This window comes from Sphingomonas sanxanigenens DSM 19645 = NX02, from assembly GCF_000512205.2.
Taxonomy (GTDB): domain Bacteria; phylum Pseudomonadota; class Alphaproteobacteria; order Sphingomonadales; family Sphingomonadaceae; genus Sphingomonas_D; species Sphingomonas_D sanxanigenens.
In genome coordinates this window covers 4,701,571-4,727,914 of record NZ_CP006644.1, presented here as the reverse complement: position 1 = coordinate 4,727,914, position 26,344 = coordinate 4,701,571, and the positions used below count along the sequence as shown (strand labels likewise).

The 26,344-nt window shown below is 67.0% G+C and carries 23 protein-coding genes and 1 tRNA gene; 11 read left to right on the top strand and 13 right to left on the bottom strand.

The features are described 5' to 3' along the window. Positions 1 to 18: 18 nt before the first annotated feature. From NX02_RS21740 to NX02_RS21725, 4 genes are all read right to left on the bottom strand, one after another. The gene (locus NX02_RS21740) at positions 19 to 1,653 is read right to left on the bottom strand and encodes a GMC family oxidoreductase (RefSeq protein ID WP_025294274.1); all 1,635 of its coding nucleotides are present in this window, start codon (positions 1,651 to 1,653) and stop codon (positions 19 to 21) included. Further along, complete coding sequence (locus NX02_RS21735) at positions 1,650 to 3,002, bottom strand: MFS transporter (RefSeq protein WP_245648667.1); 1,353 nt, start codon at positions 3,000 to 3,002, stop codon at positions 1,650 to 1,652. Before NX02_RS21735 ends, NX02_RS21740 begins: the two co-directional genes overlap by 4 nt. 105 nt (positions 3,003 to 3,107) lie before the next feature. Beyond that, positions 3,108 to 4,040, bottom strand: coding sequence for a PDR/VanB family oxidoreductase (locus NX02_RS21730; protein WP_025294272.1), 933 nt, complete (start codon positions 4,038 to 4,040; stop codon positions 3,108 to 3,110). A gap of 148 nt (positions 4,041 to 4,188) precedes the next feature. Continuing rightward, complete coding sequence (locus NX02_RS21725; protein ID WP_025294271.1) at positions 4,189 to 5,502, bottom strand: Rieske 2Fe-2S domain-containing protein; 1,314 nt, start codon at positions 5,500 to 5,502, stop codon at positions 4,189 to 4,191. 227 nt (positions 5,503 to 5,729) lie between these two features. Here NX02_RS21725 and NX02_RS21720 point away from each other — a divergent pair, with 227 nt between their 5' ends. The 3 genes from NX02_RS21720 (at position 5,730) to NX02_RS21710 (ending at position 10,069) form a co-directional block, all read left to right on the top strand. Beyond that, the gene (locus NX02_RS21720; RefSeq protein ID WP_039996771.1) at positions 5,730 to 8,021 is read left to right on the top strand and encodes a TonB-dependent receptor; all 2,292 of its coding nucleotides are present in this window, start codon (positions 5,730 to 5,732) and stop codon (positions 8,019 to 8,021) included. Positions 8,022 to 8,083: 62 nt separating this feature from the next. Then, positions 8,084 to 8,863, top strand: a complete 780-nt coding sequence (locus NX02_RS21715; protein WP_025294268.1) for an SDR family NAD(P)-dependent oxidoreductase — start codon at positions 8,084 to 8,086, stop codon at positions 8,861 to 8,863. A gap of 162 nt (positions 8,864 to 9,025) precedes the next feature. Further along, positions 9,026 to 10,069, top strand: coding sequence for an aromatic ring-hydroxylating oxygenase subunit alpha (locus NX02_RS21710; RefSeq protein ID WP_025294267.1), 1,044 nt, complete (start codon positions 9,026 to 9,028; stop codon positions 10,067 to 10,069). Positions 10,070 to 10,233: 164 nt separating this feature from the next. Here NX02_RS21710 and NX02_RS21705 read toward each other — a convergent pair whose 3' ends face one another. Continuing rightward, a complete protein-coding gene (locus NX02_RS21705; RefSeq protein WP_025290687.1) occupies positions 10,234 to 11,556 on the bottom strand; it encodes an IS701 family transposase in 1,323 nt (440 codons plus the stop codon). 96 nt (positions 11,557 to 11,652) lie between these two features. Between NX02_RS21705 and NX02_RS21700 the strand changes: the two genes are divergently transcribed. Beyond that, entirely contained in the window at positions 11,653 to 11,847 is a 195-nt protein-coding gene (locus NX02_RS21700; RefSeq protein WP_025294266.1) for a hypothetical protein, read from the top strand. Between the two features lie 182 nt (positions 11,848 to 12,029). Here NX02_RS21700 and NX02_RS21695 read toward each other — a convergent pair. After that, a tRNA-Ala gene (locus tag NX02_RS21695) sits at positions 12,030 to 12,105 on the bottom strand. 253 nt (positions 12,106 to 12,358) lie between these two features. On the opposite strand from NX02_RS21695, the gene NX02_RS21690 reads away from it, so the two are divergent. After that, positions 12,359 to 13,318 (top strand): DUF2171 domain-containing protein, encoded by a 960-nt coding sequence (locus NX02_RS21690; protein WP_025294265.1) that lies wholly within the window; start codon positions 12,359 to 12,361, stop codon positions 13,316 to 13,318. 61 nt (positions 13,319 to 13,379) lie between these two features. Here NX02_RS21690 and NX02_RS21685 read toward each other — a convergent pair whose 3' ends face one another. Then, on the bottom strand, positions 13,380 to 15,056 hold the full coding sequence (locus tag NX02_RS21685) for a sensor domain-containing diguanylate cyclase (protein WP_245648893.1): 1,677 nt from the start codon (positions 15,054 to 15,056) through the stop codon (positions 13,380 to 13,382). A 111-nt stretch (positions 15,057 to 15,167) separates the two neighbouring features. Continuing rightward, positions 15,168 to 16,061: a KPN_02809 family neutral zinc metallopeptidase gene (gene ypfJ / locus NX02_RS21680; RefSeq protein WP_025294263.1), complete on the bottom strand. Its 894-nt coding sequence runs from the start codon at positions 16,059 to 16,061 to the stop codon at positions 15,168 to 15,170. A gap of 145 nt (positions 16,062 to 16,206) precedes the next feature. Between ypfJ and NX02_RS21675 the strand changes: the two genes are divergently transcribed. The 3 genes from NX02_RS21675 to NX02_RS21665 all read left to right on the top strand — a co-directional run bounded on the left by NX02_RS21675 (position 16,207) and on the right by NX02_RS21665 (position 18,892). Further along, positions 16,207 to 17,352 (top strand): patatin-like phospholipase family protein, encoded by a 1,146-nt coding sequence (locus NX02_RS21675; protein WP_025294262.1) that lies wholly within the window; start codon positions 16,207 to 16,209, stop codon positions 17,350 to 17,352. A gap of 56 nt (positions 17,353 to 17,408) precedes the next feature. Next, positions 17,409 to 18,176: a 3-hydroxybutyrate dehydrogenase gene (locus tag NX02_RS21670; protein ID WP_025294261.1), complete on the top strand. Its 768-nt coding sequence runs from the start codon at positions 17,409 to 17,411 to the stop codon at positions 18,174 to 18,176. Between the two features lie 71 nt (positions 18,177 to 18,247). Then, entirely contained in the window at positions 18,248 to 18,892 is a 645-nt protein-coding gene (locus NX02_RS21665; RefSeq protein WP_245648666.1) for a DUF4893 domain-containing protein, read from the top strand. A gap of 6 nt (positions 18,893 to 18,898) precedes the next feature. Here NX02_RS21665 and NX02_RS21660 read toward each other — a convergent pair whose 3' ends face one another. The 4 genes from NX02_RS21660 to bufA2 form a co-directional block, all read right to left on the bottom strand. Then, the gene (locus tag NX02_RS21660; protein ID WP_025294259.1) at positions 18,899 to 19,696 is read right to left on the bottom strand and encodes a DUF1206 domain-containing protein; all 798 of its coding nucleotides are present in this window, start codon (positions 19,694 to 19,696) and stop codon (positions 18,899 to 18,901) included. Positions 19,697 to 19,776: 80 nt separating this feature from the next. Then, positions 19,777 to 20,544: an HvfC/BufC N-terminal domain-containing protein gene (locus NX02_RS21655; RefSeq protein ID WP_025294258.1), complete on the bottom strand. Its 768-nt coding sequence runs from the start codon at positions 20,542 to 20,544 to the stop codon at positions 19,777 to 19,779. Beyond that, positions 20,537 to 21,376, bottom strand: a complete 840-nt coding sequence (gene bufB / locus NX02_RS21650; RefSeq protein WP_025294257.1) for an MNIO family bufferin maturase — start codon at positions 21,374 to 21,376, stop codon at positions 20,537 to 20,539. Before bufB ends, NX02_RS21655 begins: the two co-directional genes overlap by 8 nt. A 43-nt stretch (positions 21,377 to 21,419) precedes the next feature. Beyond that, complete coding sequence (bufA2, locus tag NX02_RS21645) at positions 21,420 to 21,704, bottom strand: BufA2 family periplasmic bufferin-type metallophore (RefSeq protein WP_025294256.1); 285 nt, start codon at positions 21,702 to 21,704, stop codon at positions 21,420 to 21,422. 183 nt (positions 21,705 to 21,887) lie between these two features. Between bufA2 and NX02_RS21640 the strand changes: the two genes are divergently transcribed. Continuing rightward, positions 21,888 to 23,222 (top strand): amidohydrolase, encoded by a 1,335-nt coding sequence (locus NX02_RS21640; protein ID WP_084718006.1) that lies wholly within the window; start codon positions 21,888 to 21,890, stop codon positions 23,220 to 23,222. Positions 23,223 to 23,242: 20 nt separating this feature from the next. Here the strand turns inward: NX02_RS21640 and NX02_RS21635 are convergent, their stop codons facing one another. Further along, complete coding sequence (locus NX02_RS21635) at positions 23,243 to 24,499, bottom strand: multidrug effflux MFS transporter (RefSeq protein WP_047100157.1); 1,257 nt, start codon at positions 24,497 to 24,499, stop codon at positions 23,243 to 23,245. Positions 24,500 to 24,725: 226 nt separating this feature from the next. On the opposite strand from NX02_RS21635, the gene NX02_RS21630 reads away from it, so the two are divergent. Both NX02_RS21630 and NX02_RS21625 read left to right on the top strand, forming a co-directional pair. Continuing rightward, the gene (locus tag NX02_RS21630; RefSeq protein WP_025294253.1) at positions 24,726 to 25,802 is read left to right on the top strand and encodes an alpha/beta hydrolase; all 1,077 of its coding nucleotides are present in this window, start codon (positions 24,726 to 24,728) and stop codon (positions 25,800 to 25,802) included. Continuing rightward, on the top strand, positions 25,795 to 26,343 hold the full coding sequence (locus tag NX02_RS21625; protein ID WP_047099837.1) for a GNAT family N-acetyltransferase: 549 nt from the start codon (positions 25,795 to 25,797) through the stop codon (positions 26,341 to 26,343). The genes NX02_RS21630 and NX02_RS21625 overlap by 8 nt, the downstream gene beginning before the upstream one ends. The last annotated feature ends 1 nt before the right edge of the window (position 26,344 follow it).

Here is a 26,344-nt window from a genome sequence, read left to right as displayed (position 1 = left end):
TCGTCTCCGGGGCCGCGATCAGGCGGCGATATTGGATGTGACGGCGTCATCCAGAATGAAGCGGGCGGCGCGCTCGGCGATCATCATGGTGGGGGCGGAGGTGTTGCCGCTGATGATCTCCGGCATGACCGATGCGTCGACGACACGCAGGCCGGCAACGCCGCGGACGCGCAGGCGATCGTCGACCACCGCCATCGGATCATGGTCCGGCCCCATCTTGCAGGTTCCGGTGGGGTGATAGGCGGTGTTGACGATCTTGCGCAGCGCGGCGTCGATCTCTTCATCGCTCCGATGCTGCGCACCGGGTTCGATCTCCGCGCCGGTCATCGCAGCGAGCGCGGGTTGCGCGAAGATGCGGCGGGCTTCGCGGAAGCCGGCGATCAGCGTCTTCATGTCGTAGGGGTCGGCAAAGAAATTGGGATCGATCACCGGCTTGTCCTCCGGCCGGCTGCTGGCCAGCCGAACCGAACCGGCGCTTCTGGGGCGCAGCAACTGGATCAGCGCCATATAGCCATGGCGGCGCGGGATGGCGCGCGCGTCGATCTTGAGGCCGACCAGGAAGGTGATCTGGATATCGGGGCGGCCGCTGCCGTCGGTGCTCAGGAAGCCGCCGCATTCGGCCACGTTGGATGCCAGCATGCCTTGGCGCCCGAACAGATATCGGAACGGGCTGGCGAGAATGCGGGGCAGGGCCTTGGCGGAGATGGCGTAGGATTCCCCGGATGGATTCTCCATCGCGACATGCACGGTGGGGTGATCCTGCAGATGCGCCCCGACGCCGGGCAGGTGATGGACGACGTCGATTCCCAACGCGCGGAGATGATCCTCCGGGCCGATGCCAGACAGCATCAGCAACTGGGGGGAATTGGTCGCCCCCGCGCTCAATATGATCTCGCGGCGGGCGGCGATGGTGCTGCGGGCGCCGTCCTTCTCGATCTCCAGGCCGACGGCGCGGCCGCGGTCGAACAGGATGCGGCGGACCATGGTCCGGTCGTGGACGGTGAGGTTCGGGCGGTCCAGCGCCGGGTGCAGGAAGGCGCGCGCGCTCGACAGGCGGGTGCCGTTGCGCTGGTTGAGGTCGTAGCGGCCGAACCCGTCCTGCCGTTCGCCGGCGAAATCCTCATTGCGGCGATGCCCCGCCTCGGCCGCGGCATGGATGATGGCGGCCGCGATGGGGTTCCAGCTTTTGGGCTTCTGGACGTCGAGTTCGCCGCCCTTGCCGTGCCACGGCCGATCGGGGCCGGCATAATTCTCCACCGCCTTGAAGGCGGGCAGCACATCCTCATAGGACCAGTCGCGGTTCCCGGCGGCCGCCCAGCCGTCATAATCGGCCTTCTGGCCGCGGATATAGACACCGCCATTGATCGCGCTGCATCCGCCGAACAGCTTGCCGCGCGGGAAGTTGATCTGGCGGCCCGCGATCGCCGCATTCCCCCGAAGCTGCTGCTTCCAGTTATACTTCTCGTGCGGCAGCAGGAAGATGTTGCCGACGGGCATGGCGGTCTTGAGGTTGACCGGCCATGTCTTGTCGGAAGGCCCCGCCTCGATCAGCGTGACCCGGTTGGAGGGGGCGGCGGAGAGGCGATTGGCCATCAGGCTGCCGGCCGAACCCGACCCGACGATGATATAGTCATAATCGAACATGTCGTTCATGCCTGCGCATTCCTGGCGATGAGGCGGGGGACGTGGCCCCGCAAGGCGATGAAGCCGAGGGCGTTGACGAGCAGCAATGCCGCGAGGGCACCGAAGAAGCCGAGATTGCCGCCATCGATCAGCATCGCACCGGCAACCGCGCTGACGATCGCGCCGATCCGGCCAGCGGCGCCCATCAGGCCAAGCCCGCGCGCGCGCAGGCCGGTGGGGAAGGCATGCGCGCCGACCGCGAACATCGCGGACTGGGCGGCGCTGGCGAACAGACCCAGCGCGCCCAGGCACGCCAGCACCGCGCCTTCGTTGCGCCCGCCGCTGATCGGCAGCAGCGCGAGCACGGTGCACACCACCGCGCCGGTCACCGCCATCAGGATCAGAACGGGGCGCGATCCGAAGCGGATGATCGCCAGCGAGGCGATCATCGCGCCGATCGTGCCGCCCAGGTTGAAGCTGGTGAGGCCGAGGCTGGCGGTCTGCAAGCCGAAGCCGGCGCTGGTCAGCATCGTCGGCGCCCAGTTGAACATGAGGTAGATCATGAACATGCCCGAGAACATGGCGACCGACAGCGCCAGCGTATCGCGCAGCAACGCGACGCCGAACAGGTTGCGCATCGGTTCGTACTGCGCGGCCCCGCCGGCAGCGCGGGTCGCGTGGGCGACGGAGGCGGGATCGGGATGGCCGATGCGGCGCAGGATGCGGTCGAGTTCGATGGCGCGGTCCGGGCGCTCGGCGAGGTAGCGCGGCGATTCCGGCAGGATCGACCAGAGCCAGGCGACGAAGAGCAATGTGACGACGCCGCCGATGTAGAAGAGCCAGCGCCAGCCGAGCCCCGGCAGGATCAGCGCGGCGGCCACGCCGCCCAATATGCCGCCGATCGACACGCAGACGACGCCGAAGGTCACGGCGACGCTGCGCCAGCGCACGGGCGTGAACTCCGCGATCATCGCGCTCGCCGTGCCGGGAACCCCGCCAAGCCCCACGCCCGCCAGCGTCTTGAGCAGGGCGACCTGCCACAGCGCGTCGGAAAAGCCGGTCAGCAGCGTGGCGACGCCGAAGATGGCGACGCCGGCGATGAGCGCGCCGCGCCGGCCGAAGCGATCGCCGACCCACCCCGATGTCAGCGTGCCGATGGCCATGCCGACAAAGCCCAGGGCGAAGACCGCGCCCAGCGCGTCCCGCTCGATGCCCCATTCCCTGAGCAGCGAGGGGGCGGCGAGGCCCAGCATCTGGTTGTCGAGACCGTCGAGGATGACGGTGGCCGCGATCATCAGCACCGACCAGAACTGGAAGGACGACATCGGAAGTTCGTCCAGCATGCCTTTCGCGCTGCCCTCTGTGATGGCGACCGCCAAGATCATCTCCTCAGGCTGGGGCCGTTTGCGGCCATATCGTTGGTTCGTCGCGCCATAAGAACGGCGTCTTGCTATTGGGGAACCGGAACGGCCGGTCCCCGTCCGTCAAAGGTCGAGCACGAGGTTGGCGGTCTTCGATCCCGAGCAGCACACCATGATCGACCGGTTTGCCGCCTTGTCCTCGTCGGTCAGGAAATGATCGCGATGGTCGGGCACCCCGCCCAGCACCTTGACCTCGCAGGTGCCGCACACGCCTTCGGCGCAGGCGAAACCGATGTCGATTCCGGCGCCGAGCAGCGCGTCGAGCATCGTCTCGCCTTCCTCGACGGTGATCGTCCTGCCGCTTTTCGCCAGTTCCAGCGTGTAGCCGCCCTCCGCCGCCACTTCGGTCTCGGCGGAGAAATATTCGATATGGGCATGGCCCTTGGGGCGGTCGCAATTGGTCGCCACGAACGCGTCGAGCATCCCGCCGGGGCCGCAGCAATAGAGATGCGCGTCGGTCGGGGCGGCGGCGCAGATCGCCTTCAGGTCGAGCCGCCGGCCGCCGGGAATACCGTCATAGACGATTTCGACCCGGTCGTGCTCGGACAGGCGATCGACATAGGCGGCGCGCTCGGGCGAGGCGGCGACATAATGAAGCTCCCAGCTTCGGCCGAGCCTTTCCAGCCGGGCGATCATCGGCAGCATCGGCGTGATGCCGATCCCGCCCGCGATCATCACGGTGTGGCTGGCATCCTCCACCATCGGAAAATTGTTCTTCGGCTCCGAAATGTCGAAGATCTCGCCGACGCGCCATTGCTCGTGGATGTGGCGGGATCCGCCGCGGCTGTCGATCGCGTGATGGACGGCGATCTCGTAATAGCCGCGGACCGCGGGATCGTTGACCAGCGAATAGCTGCGCGCGAGGCCGGGAGAAAGCTGGACGTCGACATGGGCGCCGGGTTCGAACGGCGGCATCAGCCCGCCATCGACGGGCTCCAATATGTAGCTGTTGATGCCTTCGGCTTCCCAGCGGATGTTCTTCAAACGTGCTCGCATCAGCCTCTCCATCCGGTGCGATGCGTCTTTTGGCAGGGCCGGTGCGCCATGGATCGGCGAGCCGGACAAGCCGCGATGCGTTTCGTCACCCCATCATCCTCGTTGGTGGGGCCGATGCAGGGATCGCACCGGCCCGCGGTTCATCATCCTATTCGGCCGCCTCGATCGTTTCGGGCCAACGCACGGCTTTCGCCAGCGCAGACGTGTAGGCGTTGGCGAGCGTATCGCCGGGATCGTGCAGGAAGGAACCCGCACGCGCGCGATAGAAGATGCTTGGATCCTCGATGCCGGGCGGCAGCGTGCCCTTGTTGGCGAGCGCGCGCGCCGCAAGCAGCACCCGGCGGCGGACGCGGGCGATCATCTGGTCGGTGGGCGCCAGATTTTCGAAGCTGTGGTCGGTGATCGGCCCCATGCTCTCGGTCACCGCCTGATCCTGCATCGTGATGTTGGCGATGCCGGTGAACTGGGTGCCGTTGCGCTGCGATTCGCGATCGATCGCCCAATCATTCTTCTCGCTGTCGGGCGAGCGCCAGCGGCCGAACCAGTCGGTGGTGTTGGGCGCGTAGGCGAGCGGCGCGAACAGCGGCGTGCCGTCCTTCAGAGTGGAGGTGTAGGCGGGGTTGCCCGCATCCACGCCGCAGGTGATGTCGAACAGCATCGAATGCTCATCGTCCATCGGCACCCAGGCGCGCGCGATCGCGCGCGTCGCGAAGCGGTTGTTCGGCGTCTGCGTCCAGAACGGGAACATGAAATGCGCGACGCGCCAGCTCATCTGGCCATCGTCGTTCGGCCGATAGCCGCCATACATGACGCCCCAGTCCGACTGCGCGACTTCATATTCGGGCGCGCGGTCGAGCACGGTCGGGCGCATCGGATGATCCTCGTCCAGATCGTCCGCCTCGATCGAGCCGACATGCAGGAAGCCGACATGGCTGGTGTCGATATCGCCCTCCAGCGCCTGCAGCCAGTTGCAGTCGCGCTGCAGGCACCAGATCTCGGCTTCCGGGTGCATCGTCGCCTCGATCTCGGGCAGCGGCGGCGGGCTGGCCTGGTTCTCGCCCATATAGACCCAGATCAGGCCGTTGGCCTCGTGCGTCTTGTAGGCCTTGGCGTGAACCTTGTCCTTGAAGTCCATGCGCGCGGGCACCGACGGCATGTCGACGCACTTGCCGTCCACGTCGAACTTCCAGCCATGATAGACGCAGCGGATGCCGTTCTGCTCGTTGCGACCGATGAACAGCGACGCGCAGCGATGCGGGCAGCGATGATCCATGATGCCGACGCGGCCCGAGCTGTCGCGGAACGCGATCAGCTTTTCGCACAGGATCATCAGGCGTACGGGATCGCCATCGGCGGTCACTTCGGACGACAGGCAGGCGGGCAGCCAATATTGGCGCATCATCGTGCCCATGACCGTGCCCGGCCCTACCCTCGTCATCTCGGCGCTATCACTGGACTGCATGGCTCAGCCTCTTCCTCATATCCCTGTTGTTCAGCCTCGCCCCGACCTGGCTGGATCGAAGCGCGTGAAATCCGTGCTTCCTCGCTAGAAGCTGGCGCCCCGCGGCCCCAATCGGAATGTGGTCGGACCATTCAATAATCGGGATGATGCTGTTGCACGCCGTTCCGTTTTGCTGCTTCACGGTCGCCAGGCGGCACCAAGCCGCGATGTTTAGGGGAGACCAGCCAGTGCCTTTCAGCTTCAGAACAACGTCCGCGATGTGCGCGATCACCGCCATGCTGGCATCGGCGCCGGCGCTGGCGCAGGCTGGTCAGGATGCGCAGACGGCCACCGCGGCGGATGCCGCCACGCCGGCCAGCGCGGCGGATGCCGCGACCCCGTCCGGTGCGCTGCCCGAGGACATCATCGTGACTGCGGAGCGCCGTTCGTCGACGGTGCGCGAGGTGCCATTCTCGATCGCCGCCTTCGGGGGCGAGCAGCTTCGCACGGCGCAGGTCTTCAGCCCCGCCGCGCTGACGCAGCAGATGCCCGGCATCACCATCAACACGGCCGACAAGTCGCTGTCGATCGTCGCGGTCCGCGGCAATGTCTCGACCTTCCGCACCGCCACGCTGGACACGCCGGTCGCCTATTTCATGGACGACGTCTATTATGTGTTCAACAACGACCTGAACGCCAATTTCTTCGACACCCAGCGCGTGGAAGTGCTGCGCGGGCCGCAGGGCACGTTGTTCGGCCGCAACGTGGTGGGCGGCGCGATCGCCGTCATCACCAACAATCCGGAAATGCGGACGGACTGGTTCGGCCAGGTGACCGCGGGCAATGCCGGCTATGTCCGCACCGAGGGGATGGTGAACGGCGTCCTCGTCGACGACAAGATCGCTGCGCGCTTCGCGTTCAGCACCGAATCCGCCGACGGCCTCATCGACACGCCCAACCAGAGCGGCAGCTATGGCAAGACCGACGGGATCGCGGTGCGCGGCAAGCTGCTGTTCAAGCCGACCGAGACGCTCAGCATCGTCCTTTCGGGCGACTATAGCTATACGGACGGCAATGGCGGCGCGATCGGCCTCGGCATCGGCGGCGTCCAGCGCATCCCCGCCACCTTCGGCGACTATGACGACGGCGAGTGGACGAACAACGACTTCGCCCGCTCCCCCTATCGCCAGCGGCTGCGCGGCGGCTATCTGCGCGGCGACCTCGAGGTTCTGGGCGGTACGCTGACCGCCATCACCGGCTATCGCATGAACGACAGCCGCGCGATCAACGACGATGTGCCGGTGGCGACGGTGGTGCCGGTCTTCGATCGCCGGCAGGTGGTGAAGAATCGCAGCTTCACGCAGGAGGTGCGCTTCGCTTCGGCGCCGGGGCGGCTCTCTTACGTGGTCGGCGCCTATTATCTGTCCGCCGACGTCTCGACGACCAACATCTTCTTCTACAGCCCGCTGCCCGGATCGGCGGTGAACGCCAGCGTGCGCCGCAACCCCGGCGTCACCAACATCACGCGCATGCAGGATGGCAATGTCCGCAGCCTTGCGGCGTTCGGTGAGGCGACCTTCGAGGTCGTCGACGGGCTGTCGCTGGTGGCGGGCGGGCGCTACACCTCCGACCGCAAGACGATCGACTATCGCGCCTTTTCCACCACCGATCCGGGGGCGATCCCGGGGTTCGGCTTTCCGGGCGAGGTGAACGCATCGGGGGGCAAGACGTGGAACGCGTTCACGCCGCGCGTGACCGTGAAATACCGCCCGACGGACAATGTGAATCTCTATGCGACCTGGGCGAAGGGCTTCAAGTCGGGCGGCTTCGTCGACAATGCCTACCTCAACCCGACGATTCCGCTCGAACCCGAAAAGGCGCAGAATTACGAGATCGGCGCGAAGACGCGGCTGTTCGACAACCGGCTCGACTTCAACGTCGCGCTGTTCCAGCAGAAGACGAAGAATCTCCAGAACTTCTCGGGCGCAGGCGGCATCGCCCATACCTATAACGGCACGCTCAAGATGAAGGGCTGGGAAATCGAATCGGTGCTGCGCCCGGTCGATGGCCTGCGCCTGACCGGGAATTACACGCACCTCGTCGGCAACTATACCGACCTGCGCGATCCTCTGGTCAATCTCGATTATTCGGGCAATCCGGCCAAGTTCGCACCGCGCGACAGCTTCACCATCGGTGCCAGCTATGATCTGGAGTTTGTGAGCGGCGCGAAGCTGACGCCGCAGGCCGATTTCAACTATTCGTCCCGCATCTCGACCGACGACGCGAACACGCTGCGGCTCTACGACAATCTCCACGACGACACCCGGGGGCGGACGCTCAACGCACGGCTGAATTATGAAAGCGCCGATGGCCGCTGGACGGTCGGCATCTGGGGCAAGAACCTCACCAACAACTATCAGATCGTCAATGCCGACGATATCACCGCCTTCCTCGCGGTGCCGGGCAACGGCACGACCTATTGGAAAATCTTCACGAACACGCCGCGGACCTATGGCGTGACGCTGTCGGTGCGTCCGTAAACGACGACCGCCGGGGAAGGCGCACGACGCCTTCCCCTCCTTTCTCGATTTCGGGACGAACCATGGACGAGACTTTCCAGCTCCCTGCAAATGGCAGCTTTTCCTTCGCGGGGCGTACCGCGCTGGTCACCGGCGGTGGCCGCGGCGTCGGCGAGGCGGTGGCGCGCGAGATCCATGCCGGGGGCGGACGCGTGGCGGTGAGCGACATCGACCTCGCGGTCGCGCAGGCCGTGGCCGGATCGCTCGATGCCACCGGCGCAACCGCCGTCGCGCTGCCGCTCGACGTGCGCGAGAAGGATCATTTCCTAACCGCGCTGGACGCCATCACCGGCCGGTGGGGGAAGGTGGACATCGTCGTCAACAATGCCGGTTTCGCCAAGCGCACGCCGACGCAGGAGATCAGCCCCGAGGAGTTCGACGCGATCGTCCAGATCAACATGCGCTCGGTGTTCCTGAGCTGCCAGATCTTTTCCGAACATATGCGCGCCAACGGCTATGGCCGGATCGTCAACATCACCTCGCTGGCGGGGCAGAATGGCGGGACGGTGGCATCGCCCCATTATGCCGCGTCGAAGGCCGGGGCGATCATGCTGACCAAATATTTCGCCCGCTACCTCGCAGGGACCGGGGTGACCGTGAATGCGATCGCGCCGGGCCCGATCGATACCGCCAAGGCGCGCCTCTCGCCCGAGCAGATCGCGCGGGTCGAGGCGGAGGTGCCGGCCGGGCGGTTCATGGCGGTGGGGGAGATCGCGGCGGCAACGGCATTGCTCGCGTCGGACCGCGGCGGCTTCTTCGTGGGGGCGACGCTCGACATGAATGGCGGGCTCTACCTCCGCTAGGCGGCGCGGTCGTGCGCTGTTTCCGCTTCGCTGTCCTCATTTCCCGCTTTTCCTATGGCTTTATTGGATAGCGATTGGCGGCGGCGCGCCGCGGACCCATAATCGGCGCAAACAACGAAGCCACGCCGGCGCCCTGCGCCCGGCCGAGAAACGGAGAGTTGCATGTTCATTTACAATGCATGGTATGTGGCCGCCTTCGCTGCCGATATCGAGCCGGGCAAAACGCTGGGCCGCAAGTATCTGAACAAGCCGGTGGTTCTGTTCCGGACCGAAGGCGGCGAGATCGCCGCGCTCGAGGATCGCTGCAGCCACCGCGCGATGCCGCTCTCGGCCGGCCATGTCGACGGCAACGTCATCCGCTGCTGCTACCATGGCGTCGAGTTCGACGGGCACGGCACCTGCACCCGCATCCCCAACCAGGCGCGCATTCCCGCGTCCGCCAATGTCCGCCACTATCCGGTCGTCGAGAAGGATCATCTGATCTGGATCTGGATGGGCGAGCCTGCGCTGGCGGATCCGGGCATCATCGTCGACAGCCCGGAACATAATGATCCCGCCTGGACTTGGCGGCCCTACAACTTCCCGGTCCAGTCCAACTGGCAGCTCATCATCGACAACATCATGGACCTGACGCACGTGCCCTATATCCATGCGCGCACGATCGGCGGGAATCCGGAACAGCATTACAACGCCGATACCAAGGTGGAATTCGACGGGCGCCGCGTGACCTTGCTGCGCAAGATGCCCAATTCGATCCCGCCCAAATCCTATGTCGATGCCGGCGGCTTCAAGGGACGCGTCGATCGCTGGCAGGAGGTGCGCTTCGAACCCGGTATCGGCATGACGTGCCGCGTCAACGCCGGCGGCTGCGAGGTCGGCACGGGGGCCTATGAAGGCAGGCGCGACAACGGCTTCATGCTGGCGAACAACCATTTCATCACGCCCGAAACCGAAACGACGAGCCACTATCTGTGGACGATCTGCACCACCGCGCCCCGCGAGAGCGGCGTGCCGGAGGTGCTGTTCGACCAGTTCTTCGACACCATCAGCGAGGATGAGGAGACGCTGGAGGCGCAGCAGCGCCGGATCGACGACGAGCCCGACCGGCCCTTCGTCGGCATCGCCAGCGACGGCGCGGTCAACCAGGCGCGTGGCCTGCTGAGCGTGATGAAGGAGGCAGAGGAGGGCGCGAAGATCGCCGCCTGAGAGACGGCGGCGCGGCGGGCGCCGTGCCGGGAAGTTGCGTATATCGATTACCCCTACTGCGTCATAAAGATCGGATATTGGATTGAGGCGCGAGACAGCAGGGACATCGAGCTAGGCGCCTGACGATGGCGGCGGCGAGGTGGATGCGGATGGTGGCGATGGAGTCATGGACATGGCGCTGCGGCCGAACGGGGAGCGCCGCGCGGGATATAGGCTTTGGGAATGGGAGGTTTTTGGCGGGATAGCGGATGGTGGAGGGCTGAGGGGGGAATCGTCTCCATTTGGGAGATGAGGAATCCGTAGGCGGCGATGCATAGGGTGACATGGTGGTGGAAGCCGCGCCATCCGCGGCCTTCATAGTGGCCGAGGCCGCATTGCTGCTTGAGATCGAGATAGTCGCGCTCGATGCGCCAGCGCAGCTTTGTGAGGCGGACGAGTTCGGTCGTGGCGATGTCGGCTGGCAGGGTGGAGAGCCAGAAGCGGGCGGGTTCGGGGTCGCCTTGTGGCCATTCGATCATGAGCCATAGCTCGGGGGAAGGATTGGCGCGCAGGCCATCGCCATTGGCACAGCATAGCCGCAGGAAAGCGAAGCGTCCGCCGAGCGGTTCGCTCGATCCCTGGCGGCAGGTCACGGTCTGCCACGCGCTGTCGGGCAACTCGAGCGCGAGCGCCTTGACCTGAACCGGTTGATGAGCGTGCTTGGGCAGCTTCTGCTCACCTGGCCGAGGGCCACGGCGGTGCGTTCTGGAGCGTGGCGGCGGCGCCTCGCCGGGGCGCCAGACATTGGTGATGGGGCGGATCGCGACCGCGTAGGCTAAGCCCAGATCGGTCACGCCCTGGCGGAAATCGGCGGCGCCGCCATAGCCGGCATCGGCCAGCACGACGCCTGGCGGCAAGCCTTGCGCGATCGCCGCCGCGAGCTGATCGAGCGCGATCCCGGTCTTGGACCGGAAGGGGATATCCTCGGGCACCCTGGCCTTGCGCCGCCGCTCGGCGTCGTTCGCCCAGGCCTCCGGCAGGAACAGCCGGTGCGCAACCGGCAGGCTCGCCGTCTCGGTCGCCAACGACAGGCTGACCATCACCTGGCAGTTCTCGGTCTTGCCGAGTTGTCCGCAATATTGCCGCGCCACGCCGACCGAATGCTTCCCCTTCTTGGGAAAGCCCGTGTCGTCGATGATCCAGGCCTCGACCGGGCCGTCGCGCTCCACCACCGGCAGAACCTGCTCGCGGACACACGCCATCAGCGCCTCGTCCGACCAGCCGCCCTGACCCACGAAATGCAGCAGCGACTGGTGTTTCGCCGATACCCGGTCAGGCCGAACCACCGCCGCCAGCGGCTCCACGCTCTTGCGCTCCACGGGAAGCAGCAGTCCCGTGCAATAATCCCTCAACGGTTCGGCTCGGTCCGCATGCCCGATCACTTTCACAAGACGATCGACATAAGCGTCAAAACGCGCTTCAATCTCCTCCGTCCAGCGACCCTCCATCCCGACCCTCCAGCTCAGTTTGAATCACCGAGCCTATCACATCTGCGCCGGTACCGAATCCCCCCTTCTTCTGACTCAGTAGGGTTACATAGCAGCTTGGATGCGCGCACGCTGGCGAAGATCGGCATCCTCGACATCATCGAGACCGAGCAGGGCGATGCGCTGAGCATCACCTGCGCGCATCTGGGGCGCATCTGGGGCGATATGCGCAAGGCGGGCTTCGACCAGCAGCTGGATTATACGCCAGAGATCCTGGGCTTCTACACCGAGGCCGCGCTGCTCGGTGCGTGAAGCTTGTCCGGGCGGTGGCTGTCCGCCGCCGATGCGACCATCGATCCGCGAGTTCGCGCGACCATGACTGTCGGATTCCCGATCGTGGGCATCGCGCTGCCGGCTGCATGGTGCGATGTTGCCGATGCCGTTCCTCCCAGGCATCTCCGGTCCCGGTCTCTCAGGACATCAACCCGGGAAGTTGGTGGAGCTGAGGGGAATCGAACCCCTGACCTCTGCAGTGCGATTGCAGCGCTCTCCCATCTGAGCTACAGCCCCGCTCCACCCCCGCTATCGACGGGAGGCGTCCCTCTAGCGATCCCTTTCGCGGGACGCAATAGGCAGTTCGCTTGATCCTTATCAGTCGTTGCGGCCGCGACCGACGGTTCGTCCGCCGAAGCGCACGCGTCGTCACGCGCGCCGGAACGTGGGCGTTTCAGGCACATTCTGGGGATGTCCGATGGGCGCGCGACCAGCCGCAACGGCTTCAAAAGCTCGCCCGCGACATAGACACCTCAGGAGGGTGATTCAGATGGGTTACGAACGCAACGACCGCTTCCGCGACCGCTATCGCGACGAGGACCGTCAAGGCTATGGCCATGGCTATGGCCGCGAGCAGGGCGGATATCGCGGCGAGAATCGCTATGGCGGGTTCAGCGACCGCGATGCGCGTTTGCGCGGGCAGGAGCGCGATGACCGCGGCTACGGCCGGTCCGGCTATGGTCGGTCAGACTATGGCCGCCCGGCCGACTATGACTATGACGAGCGTGGGTTCCTCTCGCGCGCCGGGGATGAAGTCCGTTCCTGGTTCGGAGACGACGAGGCGGAGCGCCGCCGCGAATATGACCATCGCTATGACGAGCGCTACGAGCGCGAGCAGGGCTATGGCGATCGCTATGGCAGCGGCTACGGCACCGGGCGCGCTTACGGCCGAAGCTATGGCGGCTATGGCGAGGAACGGGGCCGCACCCGCGATTGGGGCGAGCAGCGTGGTGCCGCCGACCGCGACGTTCGCAGCCGGCATCGCGACCGTGGCCACGACGATGACAGCCGCGGCAGCTATGTCGAGTGGCGTGAGCGGCAGAACTCGCTGTTCGACCAGGATTATGACGAATATCGGCGCGAGCATCAGAGCAAGTTCGACACCGACTTCGCCAACTGGCGCACGCGTCGCGAAACCCAGCGGGGCAGTCTCGCGCTGGTGACCGAGCATATGGAGGTCGTCGGTTCCGATGGCGTGCATGTCGGCATCGTCGACAAGGTGCGCGGTGATCGTATTCTGCTGACCAAGAACGACAAGGATGCCGGCGGCCATCACCACAGCATCCCGTCGCGCTGGATCGACCGCGTCGATGATCGCGTGATCCTTGAGAAGACCGCGCAACAGGCGCAGTCGGCGTGGCGTGACGAAGAGGATCGCCAGGCGCTGTTCGGCGACAAGGACGAGCGCCGCGGTACCGTCGGCACCGACAGCTACACGCGCAGCTTCTAGGATCGGCCGATCCCTTGCGGATGACGAACGAGGGCCCGGAGCATCGCTCCGGGCCCCTTTTCTATGCGGCCTCGTCGCCCAGCATTTCCGTCCACATGCAGCAGCGATCCCGGCCGGACTGTTTGGAGCGGTAGAGCGCGATGTCGGCGCGCCGGTAAAGCCGTTGCCAGTCCGCTTCGTTGGCGATGCACCCTTCGGCGATGCCGATGCTCAGCGTCACGCGCGCATTGTTCGGCATGGTCGCGTTGCGTGCGCGCGTCAGAAGCGCTTCGGGGTCGACCGCGCCGGGACCCGATGGAGACAACAGGCCGAACTCCTCGCCGCCCAGCCGCGCGGCAGGCAGTTCCGCGCTGTCGTCGAGAATGGTGGCGACGCGCCGCAGCACTTCATCGCCCGCATCATGGCCGAACCGGTCGTTGATTCGCTTGAAATGGTCGATGTCGATCAGCACCAGCCGCTGGCCGCGGCCGTTGCTGCCCGCCCGCACCGCCTCGCGCAGGAAGGCGCGGCGGTTGAGCAGCCCGGTCAGCGGGTCGGTGTCCGCGAGCGCGCTGGCCTCGATCGCGCTCTGGCGGGCACGGTCCCGTTCCTTCGTCAGCGTGTCGATGCGATGCGCGACGACCAGCGAACTGATCAGGGCCTCGATCATCATCGCGCCGACGGTCGAATTGTCGAGCCAAAAGGAGTGCGCGATGAAGCCCAGGCCATGCGCGGTGCGCAGCGCCGCGAACAGGATCGGCGCCGACCAGGCGAGCAGGAACAGGGCGAGATAGCGGCTGCGGGCGCGCCACGCGTAATAGATCACCACCGGCAAGGTGCAGAGCATCGCCACGATCGCGAAGGCGAACGCGCGGTCGAGCGGCGCGATCGCGTGCGGCGCGAACAGCGTGAAGCCGAGGCCGGTGGCGAATACCAGCGCGCAGCTCGCCTTGATCAGCCGGTGCAGGCGGGGGGGCAGCACATTCGGCTCAAAGAAATGCCGCACGAAGGTCATCGCGCAGATGCCGACGAGCGCGAGCAGCAGATAGTTGAGGCGTAGCCGGTCATTGTTGTCGATCCAGGGCAACAGCCACGCAAGCGCGCCCGACGACGACACGCCATAGAACAAGGTGGTGCCCACCATCGCGCAGTAATCGATCAGGAAGCGCAGCCTGAGCGCGCTCCACAGCATCAGGTTGTAGACGATAAGGGCGATGCCGAGCCCGCCGAACGCCGAATAGGCCGCCGCAAGCGCCAGTGTGCGGCCCGCACCGCGCGATACCTGTTCGATGCTGGGCGTCAGCATCACCCCGCGCTGATTCGCGGCACCGCCGATATGGACCAGGATGCCGACGATCGGGCTGTCCGCAGTCGGCAGCGGCACCGAGATGAAGGCGCCCAGTTCGATATAGGGGCTGGTGGTGTCGGATCGGAAACCGGTCGTCGCGACGCTGCCGTCGGCCCGAACGGTATAGATCTGCACCCGCTGCTGCCAGGTGCTGCCCCAGCGCAGCTGCATCGGTTCGACCGCGCTGTTCCTTATCGAGAAGCCGCGCAGGAGAACCCAGAAATCGCCGGGTCCCTTTCTCGTCTGGGGGCCGCTGCAATCGAATCGGTCGGGGGTCTGCCACAGCGCCGCCGGCGTCATGCCCGGTTCCGCCTTCAGCAGGCAAACCTGCGGATGAACGACCGCGTCCGAGTGGTTGGGCGCCGCGCGCGCTGCCGCCGGCGCCGCGAGCAGCGCCAGCCACAGCACCACGAGCGCCAACGCGCGTCCACCATATCCATGCTTCAGCCCCGCGCGACGCATGCAACGGCGTTAAGCATAGATAACGAAAATAGGGTTAACCGCATGCCATCAAACGCGGCCTCAGCGTCCCGCGGCGAAGGTATCGCACGCGGCGGGATCGCCCGATTGATACCCGCGGCGCAGCCATTCGACGCGTTGCGCCGCGGAGCCGTGGGTGAAGCTTTCCGGAACCGGGCGGCGGCCCGCCGCCTTCTGCAGCGTGTCGTCACCAATCGCCGCGGCGGCCGTCAGCCCTTCTTCCAGATCGCCGGGCTCCATCAGATTTTCGTCGTTGCGCGCCCACACGCCGGCATAGCAATCCGCCTGCAGTTCCATCTTCACCTGCAGCGCATTGCCTTCCGCCTCGCTCGCATTGGCCTGCGCCCGGCGGACCTTCTCGTTGATGCCGGTCAGCGTCTGGACGTGATGACCCACTTCATGCGCAATAACATAGGCGGCGGCGAAATCGCCCTGCGCCCGGAAGCGCGTGGCGAGTTCGTTGAAGAAGGTGACGTCGAGGTAGATGCGCTGGTCGGCGGGGCAGTAGAAGGGGCCCATCGCCGCCTGCGCGGCGCCGCAGCCGGAGCGGTCGTTCTCGGTGTAGAGCACCAGGCGCGGCTCCACATAGCGCTCGCCGCTGCGCGCGAACAGCGCGGTCCAGCGCCGCTCGGTGGAACCGAGCACGCGCGCCACCATGTCCTTGACCTGCGGGTCGATCGTCGAGGCCGCCCCGCCCGCCGGCGCGCTCTGCTGCTGGCGCGGCGCAGGGGCGGTCAACTGACCGTCGCCCAGCAATTGCAGCGGATTGAGGCCGAGCAGCATCGCGACGACGACGAGCGCGATGATGCCGCCGCAGCCGAAACGGCTGCCGACCAGGCCGAGCAATCCGGCCGCGGGCAGGCCGAAGCCGCCGCGCCCGCCGCCACCGGTCCGGTCTTCGATATTGCTGCTGGGCGCTTCGTCGTCGAGCCGCATCTTGCCTCTCCCTTGGTGCGGGGGACAATGCGGCTGCGACGATCTGGTTGCAATCGGGACGGTTGCAATCGACGGAAGCCGCAATGGCGATTGATCATCGCGGTGCCTCTTGATGCACCGCAGCGGAGCGCGCATCTAGGGGCCGATGGCAGACTCAGAGCCCCGACGCCTGCGCCGATCCCGGTCCAAGGCGCTGCCCCTTCCCGAGGAAGTGGCACTGGTCCTCCAGGGCGGCGGCGCGCTGGGTTCGTATCAGGCGGGCGTCTACGACGCGTTGCACGAGGCGGCGATCGAGGTCGATATCGTCGCGGGCATCTCGATCGGCGCGGTCAATGCCGCGCTGATCGCGGGCAATCCGCCCGAACTGCGCGTCGAGCGTCTGCGTGCCTTCTGGGATCGGCTGAGCGGCTGGCTGCCCAGCTTTCCGATCTGGCAGGACGACCGCCTGCGCGAGGCGATCCACGAATGGTCCGCGGGCTTCGTCGCCACCTTCGGAGTGCCGGGCTTCTTCAAGCCGCGCTCCTGGCCGCCCCTGATGGCGCCGCCGGGAAGTTGCGAGGCGCTGAGCTTCTATGACAGCGCGCAGCTCGCCGAGACGCTCGATGCCTTCGTCGACTGGGATCTGCTCAACGATGGCCCGGTGCGGATCGCGGTCGGCGCGGTCGACATCGAGAACGGCAATTTCCATTATTTCGACAGCGCGCATGAGCGGCTCGACGCCCGCCACATCATGGCGTCCGGCGCGTTGCCGCCGGGCCTGCCGCCGGTCGAGATCGACGGGCGCTGGTGGTGGGATGGCGGCCTCGTTTCCAACACCCCGCTTTCCTACGTGCTGGAAACGCAGCGGGCCGAGATGCTCGTGTTCCAGGTCGATCTTTTCTCCGCGGTGGCGGAACGGCCACGCACGATCATGGACGTGATGGCGCGCGAGAAGGAAATCCGCTTCTCCAGCCGCACGCGTCAGGTCAGCGACGCATTGCTGAAGCTCAGGCGCGAGCGCGAGACGATCCGCCGCGTGCTCGCCAAGCTGCCGGCGGAGATGTGCGGCGACCCCGATGTCGTGGCGCTGAAGGCGCAGGCCGAGGAATTTGCCGTCAACGTCGTCCACCTGATCTATCGCGCCAATGCCTGGGAAGGCGGTGCGCGCGACTATGAATTCTCGGCGCGGACGATGAACGAGCATTGGAGCGCGGGCCGCGCCGCAGTGGCGGAAACCGTGTCGCGCTCGGAAGTCGTCGCGCGCAACATCCTCGACGGCAAGACCGCCGCCTTCGACCTCGCCCGCAAGTGAGCCGAGCGAGCGTCGCATGATTGCTGCCCCCCAAGTCTGACGAAAGGAAGAATTCGATGTCGCTCAAGGGCAAGACTGCGCTCGTCACCGGCTCCACCTCGGGCATCGGCCTCGCCTATGCCCGTGCGCTCGCGGCGGTCGGCGTCAATGTCGTCATCAACGGCTTCGGCAAGCCCGAGGACATCGAGAAGGAACGCAGCAGCATCGAGGCCGATTTCGGTGTGACGGCGGGCTATGACGGCGCGGACATGACCAAGCACGAACAGATCGCCGCGATGGTCGAGGCGGCGGCGCCCGACATCCTGATCTGCAACGCCGGCATCCAGCACGTCTCGCCGATCGAGGAATTTCCGCCGGAGAAGTGGGAGGCGGTGATCGCGATCAACCTCAGTTCCGCCTTCTATGCGATGCGTGCCGCGATACCGATCATGAAGGCGCGCAAATGGGGCCGCATCGTCTGCACCGCCTCGGCGCATTCCAAGACCGCCTCGCCCTTCAAATCGGCCTATGTCTCGGCGAAGCACGGCCTTGCCGGGCTGGTGAAGACGGCGGCGCTCGAAACCGCGACCGACGGCATCACCGTCAATGCGATCAGCCCGGGCTATGTCTGGACGCCGCTGGTCGAGCACCAGATCCCCGACACCATGAAAGCGCGCAACATGACGCGCGAGCAGGTGTTGCACGACGTGCTGCTGGCCGGCCAGCCGACCAAGGAGTTCGTCACCTCCGAACAGGTCGCGGCGCTCGCCGTCTATCTGTGCGGAGACGATGCCAAGGCGATCACCGGCGCCAACCTGTCGATCGACGGCGGCTGGACGGCCTGATCGCCGTCACATTCCTGCCATCGGCAGGATCGAAGCTGGCAGGCGTCGCGTTGACCGTGGGGAGAAATGTCGTGCGCACTGCGAGCCTGCCGTTGTTCATCGCCGGATTGGGCGCGCTTGCCGGTTGCGGTGGCGGCGCGGCGACCCCCGAGGCCGCGGCCCGCGCGCCCGCCGTCACGGACTGGCGCCGTATCGCCACCCCGGCGGACCGGCGCCGGATCGGCGAATGGCGGACGGCGTTCGTCGAGGCGCTGGCGGTGGCGCGGGCGGACGGCCATGGCGCCGAGATCGACCGCGAGGGCGCGTTGCTGGTGCCCGATGCGGCGCTGGATCAGGTCGATCTGCCACCCGGCAATTATCGCTGCCGGGTGGTCAAGCTCGGCACGCAGGTCAAGGGGCGGCTGAGCTATGTCGCCTACCCGCCCTTCGGTTGCCGCGCCACCATCACGCCCGCCGGGTTCCGGATGGAAAAGCTCAACGGATCGCAACGCCCTGCGGGTTATGCCTATCCCGACGGCTCGCGGCGGATGATCTTCCTCGGCTCGATGGCGCTGGGCGACGAGACGATGGCGATGGATTATGGCTATCATCCCGATCGCGACGTCGCTGGCGCGGTCGAGCGGATCGGGCCGGGGCGGTGGCGCCTGGTGCTGCCCTATCCGCGCTTCGAATCGGTGCTCGACGTCGTCGAGCTGGTTCCCGACCCTGCCAATTGATCGGCCTCAGCGCATCTGCGCGGCGGCGGCGCGGAGGCGATCGACCACGCGCGGATCGCTGATCCGGCGATAGCGTGCTTCGATCAGGCTGAAGACCCCGAACATCACGAACCCCGCGGCGACGATCAGTTGCAGCGTGGCCGGCAGTGCATCCAGCGCCTGTTCCATGCCGCCGGCGCGGCTCGCGCTTTCGTCCAGTGCGGCGCGGCCGAGGAACAGGCCGGAGATCGCGAACACCGTGCCGCGCGCCAGATAGCCGGCGCGGCCGACCCATGCGATCCAGGTGCGCCGGGCGACCTGCGGATCGAGGTGCCTGAGGAAGCCGAGCTTGATCGCCTTCACGGCCTGATAGGCGCCGACGCCGATCAGGATGATCGCGACGAGCCCCAGCATGATGCTGCCACCGGGCAGCGAAAGCGCGGTCGATGCGCCCTGCTGCGCGGCATCGCCGCCGCCCGATCCATGCTCTCCGAGCGCGAGGCGTACCGCGGCGAGGCACAGGAAGAAGTGGATGCCGCCCGATATCGCGCCGCCGATGCGCTTGGCGATGCCGCCGGCGTCGGTGCCGGCGTTGTCGCTGTCGATCAGCGCTTCCGAAAGGCGCCACACGCCATAGCCGAGAAACCCGATCGCCATCAGCGCAAGCAGGATGCGGCCACCGCTGCCACTGAGGAAGCCGAGGGCACCCTGATTGTCTTCGGTGCGTCCCAGCATCAATGTCAGCGCACCGATCGTGCCGTAAAGCAGCCCGCGGGCGGCAAAGCCCACGCGCGCCATCGTCTCAAGCTTGCCCGCGTCGAGCATGGTGGCCTCCCATCCCTGTAATGGAGCGGCCAACGAGCGGGGGCAGAAAGGGGTTCCGCTTGGGCCTAGTGAGGTGGCGTTCAGGCGCTCCAGACCAGCACGCCGTCCCGCAGCCAGCCGCCCAGCATCGTCCCTGCGGCGGTCGTCGCCTCTTCCGCGCCGAGCCGCTTTTCCAGCATTGCGCAGATCGCCGCGAAGCTCGCGCCCACGGCGACGTGCCGCAGCGCCTCGCCTTCGTTCTCGTCGAGCGTGCGGAAATGCGGCTGGCCGTCCATCCGCCACACCAGCAGAACCGCGCGGCGGCCGAGCGGCACCATCGCCGGCGGCGTCTCACCCGCCTCCAGCGCCCGCCACACCGGCGCCAGATTGTGCGTCGCCTCGACCAGCGATGCCGCGGGATGCAGCGCCAGCGGGCGCTCGATCCAGGCGTCCGTGGCGAGTGCGGTGACCGCGGCCGCGTCGAGCGCCGCCGCGTCGGGGCCGTCGAACGCCGCGTCGATCGCCCAGTCGAGCGCGGCCAGCTCGGCGATGTCGGGATGGTCGGGAAAACGCACGGCCAGGAACGTCGCGAAGCCACCGCCATAGTCGCGCAGGTTGCGGAAGGGCGAGGGCGTCGCGGTGGCATAGTCGTCGGCTGCGCGGTCGAACCGATCATCGCCCAGCCAGGCCGCGCAGCGGCGGTGATTGTGGCGGATCGCGCCCCGCAACGTCAGGCGATAGGCATTGCGATAGATGCCGAGGCGGCGCTTCGCGTCGGCATGGGGGCCGTCCGAAACGCCGGGGTTGCCGCCGTCATCGCCGATCAGTTGCGCCAGGAACGCGCGCTGTGTGCCGGCGAGGTCAGCCACCCGGCATCGCCGCGGCGAGCGCACGGGCGCGGTCGAGTTCGGCGAGCAGTTCGGGCAGCGGCGGGATGGCGTCGTCGCGCTCGATCATCGTCGCGACATCGCCCCACAGCTGCCGGCTCTCGGCATAGAGCGCCCACACCGGATCGGCGACGGGTGCGTCATGCGTGTCGATCAGCAGGTCGCCGGCGTCGCTGTGGCCGGCAAGGTGGATCTGCTGGATTCGTGCCGCGGGGAGGGCCGCCATATAGGCGCGCGCGTCGAACCCGTGATTGTGCGCCGAGACATGGATGTTGTTGACGTCGGCGAGCAGGAGGCAGTCGGCGCGCGCCGCCATTTCTGCAAGGAATGCGCATTCGCTGAGGTCGGAACCGGCGAAGCTCGCATAGCTCGATGGGTTCTCGATCAGGATACGGCGCTTCAACCGGTCCTGCACGCGGCCGATATGGTCGACGACGAGGCCGAGCGTTTCCTCGGTGTAGGGTAGCGGCAGAAGATCGTGGCTGTTGGTGCCGCCGATCCCCGTCCAGCAGAGATGGTCGGAGACCCAGAACGGTTCCACCCGTGCAACCAGCGCTGCGAGCGCGTCGAGATAGGCGGGGTCGAGCCCGTCCGCCGAACCGATCGACAGCGACACGCCGTGCAGCGCCACCGGATAGTCGGCGCGGACCTGCTCCAGCACCGCGATCGGCCGGCCGCCCGGCACCATGAAATTCTCGCTGATCACCTCGAACCAGTCGACCGGCTGCCGTTCGGCGAGCACGTCGCGATAATGGTCGGGGCGCAGGCCGAGGCCGAAGCCGGGGGAGGGAGTGCGGAGCGCGGGTGCGAGCATGTGCGGGCGGATCGGCGGGGCGCTCGGCGCCCCGCCGCCTCGATCAGCCGAGATCGCCGATGGTGCCGCCGGCCTCGAAGCATTCGGACGCCTTCATCGCAACGAAGCCTTCGGCCTTGCAGGCGTTCTGGCCCTTGCAGGCATTCGCCGTGGTGCCGCAATCCGATTTGCCCTTGCAGTCGTTGATCGCATAGCAGTGCACGGTGTCGCCCGCGGCGATCGCCTTGCCCTTGCTGTTCTTGGGGGCGTCGGCGGCGATCGCGGCCGAAGACAGCGCGATCAGGGTGGCGGCCGACGCGATGGCGCCGGCGATGTTGAGCTTGTTCATGGCTTATCCTCCTCTTCTATCGTCTGTAACGGGCAACGCAGTGTCCTGCGCCTGCGCGGACGCGACCTGATCGTCGGTTTACCGAAACGAAACCGCCGCGCACAGCATTTCCAGCGACGCCACGGCTTGGCCCCGTGGATGCGGCGTGGCTAGGATCGTGCGATCAAACAGGAAGGCCAATTCATGCATCGTCCGTCATCGCCCCGCCGCTTCGTGCGCCTCCTCCTCGCGCTGCCGCTGGTTTGGGCGGCGCCCGCGGCGGCGGAGCCGGTTCGCGACGCCGTTGCCGCGGACATGCCGTCGCTGATGACGCTCTATCGCGATTTCCACGCCAATCCGGAGCTGAGCTTCGAGGAGGTGAAATCGGCCGCGAAGATCGCCGGCGAACTGCGCCGGCTGGGCTTCACGGTGACGACGGGGGTCGGCAAGACCGGTGTGGTCGGCGTGCTGAAGAATGGCGACGGCCCGGTGCTGATGATCCGCGCCGATATGGACGGGCTGCCGGTGCCCGAGCAGACCGGGCTGCCCTTCGCCAGCAAGGCCACCGGCACCTCGCGCGAGGGGCTGTCGACGCCGATCATGCACGCCTGCGGCCACGACACCCACATGACGACCCTGATCGGCACCGCGCGCCGGCTCGTGGCGATGAAAGCGGCCTGGCAGGGCACGCTGGTGATGATCGGGCAGCCCGCCGAGGAGATCGGCCTCGGCTCCAAGGCGATGCTCGACGACGGGCTCTACACCCGCTTCCCCAAGCCGCAATTCGTGCTGGGCTTCCATGATTCCGCCAGCCTGCCCGCCGGCATCGTCGGCGTCACCTCCGGCTTCGCGCTGGCCAACGTCGATTCGGTCGACATCGTGGTGAAGGGGGTGGGCGGCCACGGCGCCTATCCGCAGACGACGCGCGACCCGATCGTGCTCGCCGCGCGCATCGTCTCGGCGCTGCAGACATTGGTGTCGCGAGAGGTCGATCCGCAGGATGCCGCGGTGGTGACGGTCGGCAGCTTCCAGGCGGGCGCCAAGCACAATGTGATCCCCGCCGAGGCGCGTCTGTTGCTGACGGTGCGAAGCTATTCGGATGCCACGCGCAAGCTGCTGCTCGACGGTATCGCCCGCATCGCGCGCGGCGAGGCGATCGCGGCCGGCCTGCCGGAGGACAAGATGCCGCTGGTGAAGGTGAAGGACGAATTCACCCCCGCCACCTACAATACGGAGCCGCTCGCCGGCCGGCTGAAAGCGCTGTGGCGCACGCGCTTCGGCGCGGACCGCGTCACCGATGCGACCGCGTCGATGGGGGGCGAGGATTTCAGCCGCTTCTATCTGGCCGACAAGAGCGTGCAGAGCATGATCTTCTGGGTGGGCGGCGTGCCGAAGGCGGCGTGGGACGAGGCGGGGGGCGATACCAACCGGCTGCCTTCGCTGCACAGCCCGTTCTGGGCGCCGGAGGCGGACGCCGTCATTTCCACCGCGACCGAGGCGATGACCGCGGGCGCGCTGGAGATCCTGGCGAAGAAATAGGCCGGGGCGCTCGCCCCCGCTCAGTGCGCCGCGACCGGTTCCTGCCCGCTCTCCTGGGCATGCGGGCGGAACAGCTTGCCCTGCTCGGTCACCAGCACGACGATCAACGCGAGCAGTCCGGTGACGGTGAAGCCGAGGGTCAGCGGCACGGTGCTGCCGTTGAAGCTCTGGCTCACCGCCATGCCGATGAGGGCTGCGGCGACGGTCGAAAGGCTGCCCTGCACCGAGGATGCGGTGCCCGCGACATGCCCAAGTTTCTCCATCGCCATCGCGCCGAAATTGCCGGTCATCAGGCCGAAGCAGGCCATCATCAGCGCCTGCACGATCGCGAAGGTCCAGATCGTCTCCAGCCCCGACACCGCGATGGCGAGGTGCAGCGCCGCGAAGAAGATGAAGCCGAACATCGCGCTGTGGGAGACGCGGCGGGTGCCGAACCGCTCTACGATGCGCGAATTGGCGAAGGAGGAGAGCGCCATCGTGCCTGCGATCGAGGCGAAGGCCCAGGGGAACAGCAGTGGCGCGTCGAACACGTCGGCGAAAATCTGCTGCACCGATCCGATGAAGCCGAACAGCCCGCCGATCACGAAGGTCTGCGCCAGCGTGTAGCCCACCGACGATCGATCGGTGACGACCAGCCGGAATGCCTCCAGCGTGTCCGCCAATGTGATCGGACGGCGATCCTCGACATGCATGGTTTCGGGCAGGCGCAGGAAGGACCAGACGAGCACCGTCGTCCCGAAGATGGCGAAGGCGCCGAAGATCCAGCGCCAGTTGGCGACGCCCAGCACGATCTGGCCCAGCGCCGGCGCCATCATCGGCACCGCGAGAAAGACGATGAATGCCAGCGACATCACCCGCGCCATCGTCCGCCCGACATAGCAGTCGCGAATGATGGTGACCGACAGCACGCGCGAGGCAGCCGAGGCGAGCCCCATCAGCACCCGCGCGCCCAGCAACAGCGCGAAGCTGGAGGAGATGGCGGCGACGGTGCTGACCAGAACATAGGCGCCGATCGCCCACAGCAGCACCGGCCGCCGGCCGAAGCGATCGGCCAGCGTTCCATAGAAGATCTGGCCGACGCCGAAGCCCAGCAAATAGCTGGTCACCACCCATTGCCGCGCGTTGCCGGCGACGCCCAGGCTTTCGCCGATCGCGGGGAGCGCGGGCAGCATGGTATCGATGCTGAGCGCGTTCAACGCCATCAGCGCCGCGATCAGCGCGACGAACTCGCGGAAATGAAGGCCGGGGTGCGGCTGGGGGCGGGTTGCAGGATTCATGGTGTCGATCGAACGGGCAAGCGGATGAAGCGGCAAGCGATGCCCGCCGTGGCGCGATTCCCCTCCCGGACCGGCCGCCGTCGCGATGCGCGAAGGCCTGTACCCTGCCGGCCGATAGACGCCATGGGCACCACCGGCAAGGATGGGGGCGGCGATTGTCGGCATCGGCGCATTCCAACGGCGTCAACGGCTTGACGATCCGGTCTGCGGCCCCAATGGTCGTATCATGGCCGAAGGATCGATGACGGAGGCGCAGCTTTTCGCGCGCGCGCAGTTCGAACGCGTGCTGCTCCGCCGCGTGCAGGGGATCGACTATCTGCCGTCCCCCGCGCCCACGGGAGGCGCGAGCGCGCGCACCCGCCTGATCGATGCCGGCACGCTCCAGCTCTATCGCTACCAGCCGCGGGTCCCGGCGCGTTTCAAGACGCCGCTGCTGATCGTGATGAGCACCGGGCATCGCGGCTATGTCGCCGATCTCGCGCAGGGCGATTCCCTGGTCGAATATCTGCTCGATGCCGGGTTCGACCTGTTCATGCTCGAATGGGATGCGCCGCGGCCCGATGAAAACTATCTGAAGCTCGAGAATTACGTGCTCGATTTCCTGCCGCGCGCGGCATCGCGCGTGCGCCGCGAAACGGGATCGGAACGCCTGAGCGTGATCGGCTATCGTGTCGGCGGCGTGCTCGCGCTGCTGTGGTCTGCGCTCAGCCCCGAGCGCGGGCCCCGTAACCTCGTGGCCTATGCGACGCCCTATGACTGGAGCCGGCTGCCCCTGCTGCGGCCGTGGGCGGACCGCACCATCTTCGATGTCGACAAGCTGATCGAGCGCTTCGGCTGCGCGCCCGTCGATGCGCTCGACATGCGCTTCGATCTCGAAGGCGAAGAGGATTCCGGCGATCAGGTCCAGCTCTGGCGCTCGGTGTGGGCTGCGCCGCACCGGCGCGCCACCAGCATGTTCGTGCGCTGGGCCGTCGACATGCTGCCGCAGCCGGGCGAACTCTTCCGCCAGTATGTCAAGCGGCTGCTGTGGGAGAACCGGCTGCTGCGCGGCTCGCTGGAGGTTGGCGGCCGCCACATCGATCCCGGCCGTGTCGAGGCAGCCTTTCTCCAGATCTTCGCCAGCCGCGACCGGATCGTGCCGGCGGTGTCGGCACGGCCACTGCTCGCGGCGATCGGCTCGCGTGACAAGACGGAACTGGTGATGGACGGCGGCCACGCCGACCTGTTCATGGGGGCGGCGCGCGATCGGCTGTGGCCGGCGCTGTCCGCCTGGCTCGCGGAGAGATCGGACGATTATGGGTGACATCGACTATCAGCTGCGCGCGCTGGGCCGCAACGATCTGGAGGCGATGCAGCGCTTCGCCGCCGAGCTGCCGGAACATGACCTGCTGTTTCTCGGCCGCGACCTGCGCCACCCGAAGGTGATCGAGGCTTGGCTGCGCGCGATCTCCGAGGGGGAGATCGTCAGCCTGCTCGCCGAGGACCAGGGGCGTATCGCCGGCACGTCGGCGATCATCCGCGATCCACTTGGCTGGTCGGCGCATGTCGGCGAGATCCGGCTGCTCGTCGCGGTCGATTATCGCGGCAAGGGCGTCGGGCGCATCCTGTTGCAGGAAACCTTCCGCATCGCGCTGGAAATGGGGCTGACCAAGCTGACGGCGCAGATGACCGCGGACCAGACCGCGGCGATCGCGCTGTTCGAAAGCCTGGGCTTCCGCGGCGAGGCGATGCTGCGCAACCAGGTGCGCGACCGCGAGGGCCAACTCCATGACATCGCGGTGCTCAGTCACGATGTCGCCCGCGTCGCGCGCCAGCTGCGTGCGATGGGGGTGGTGACGTCGTAAG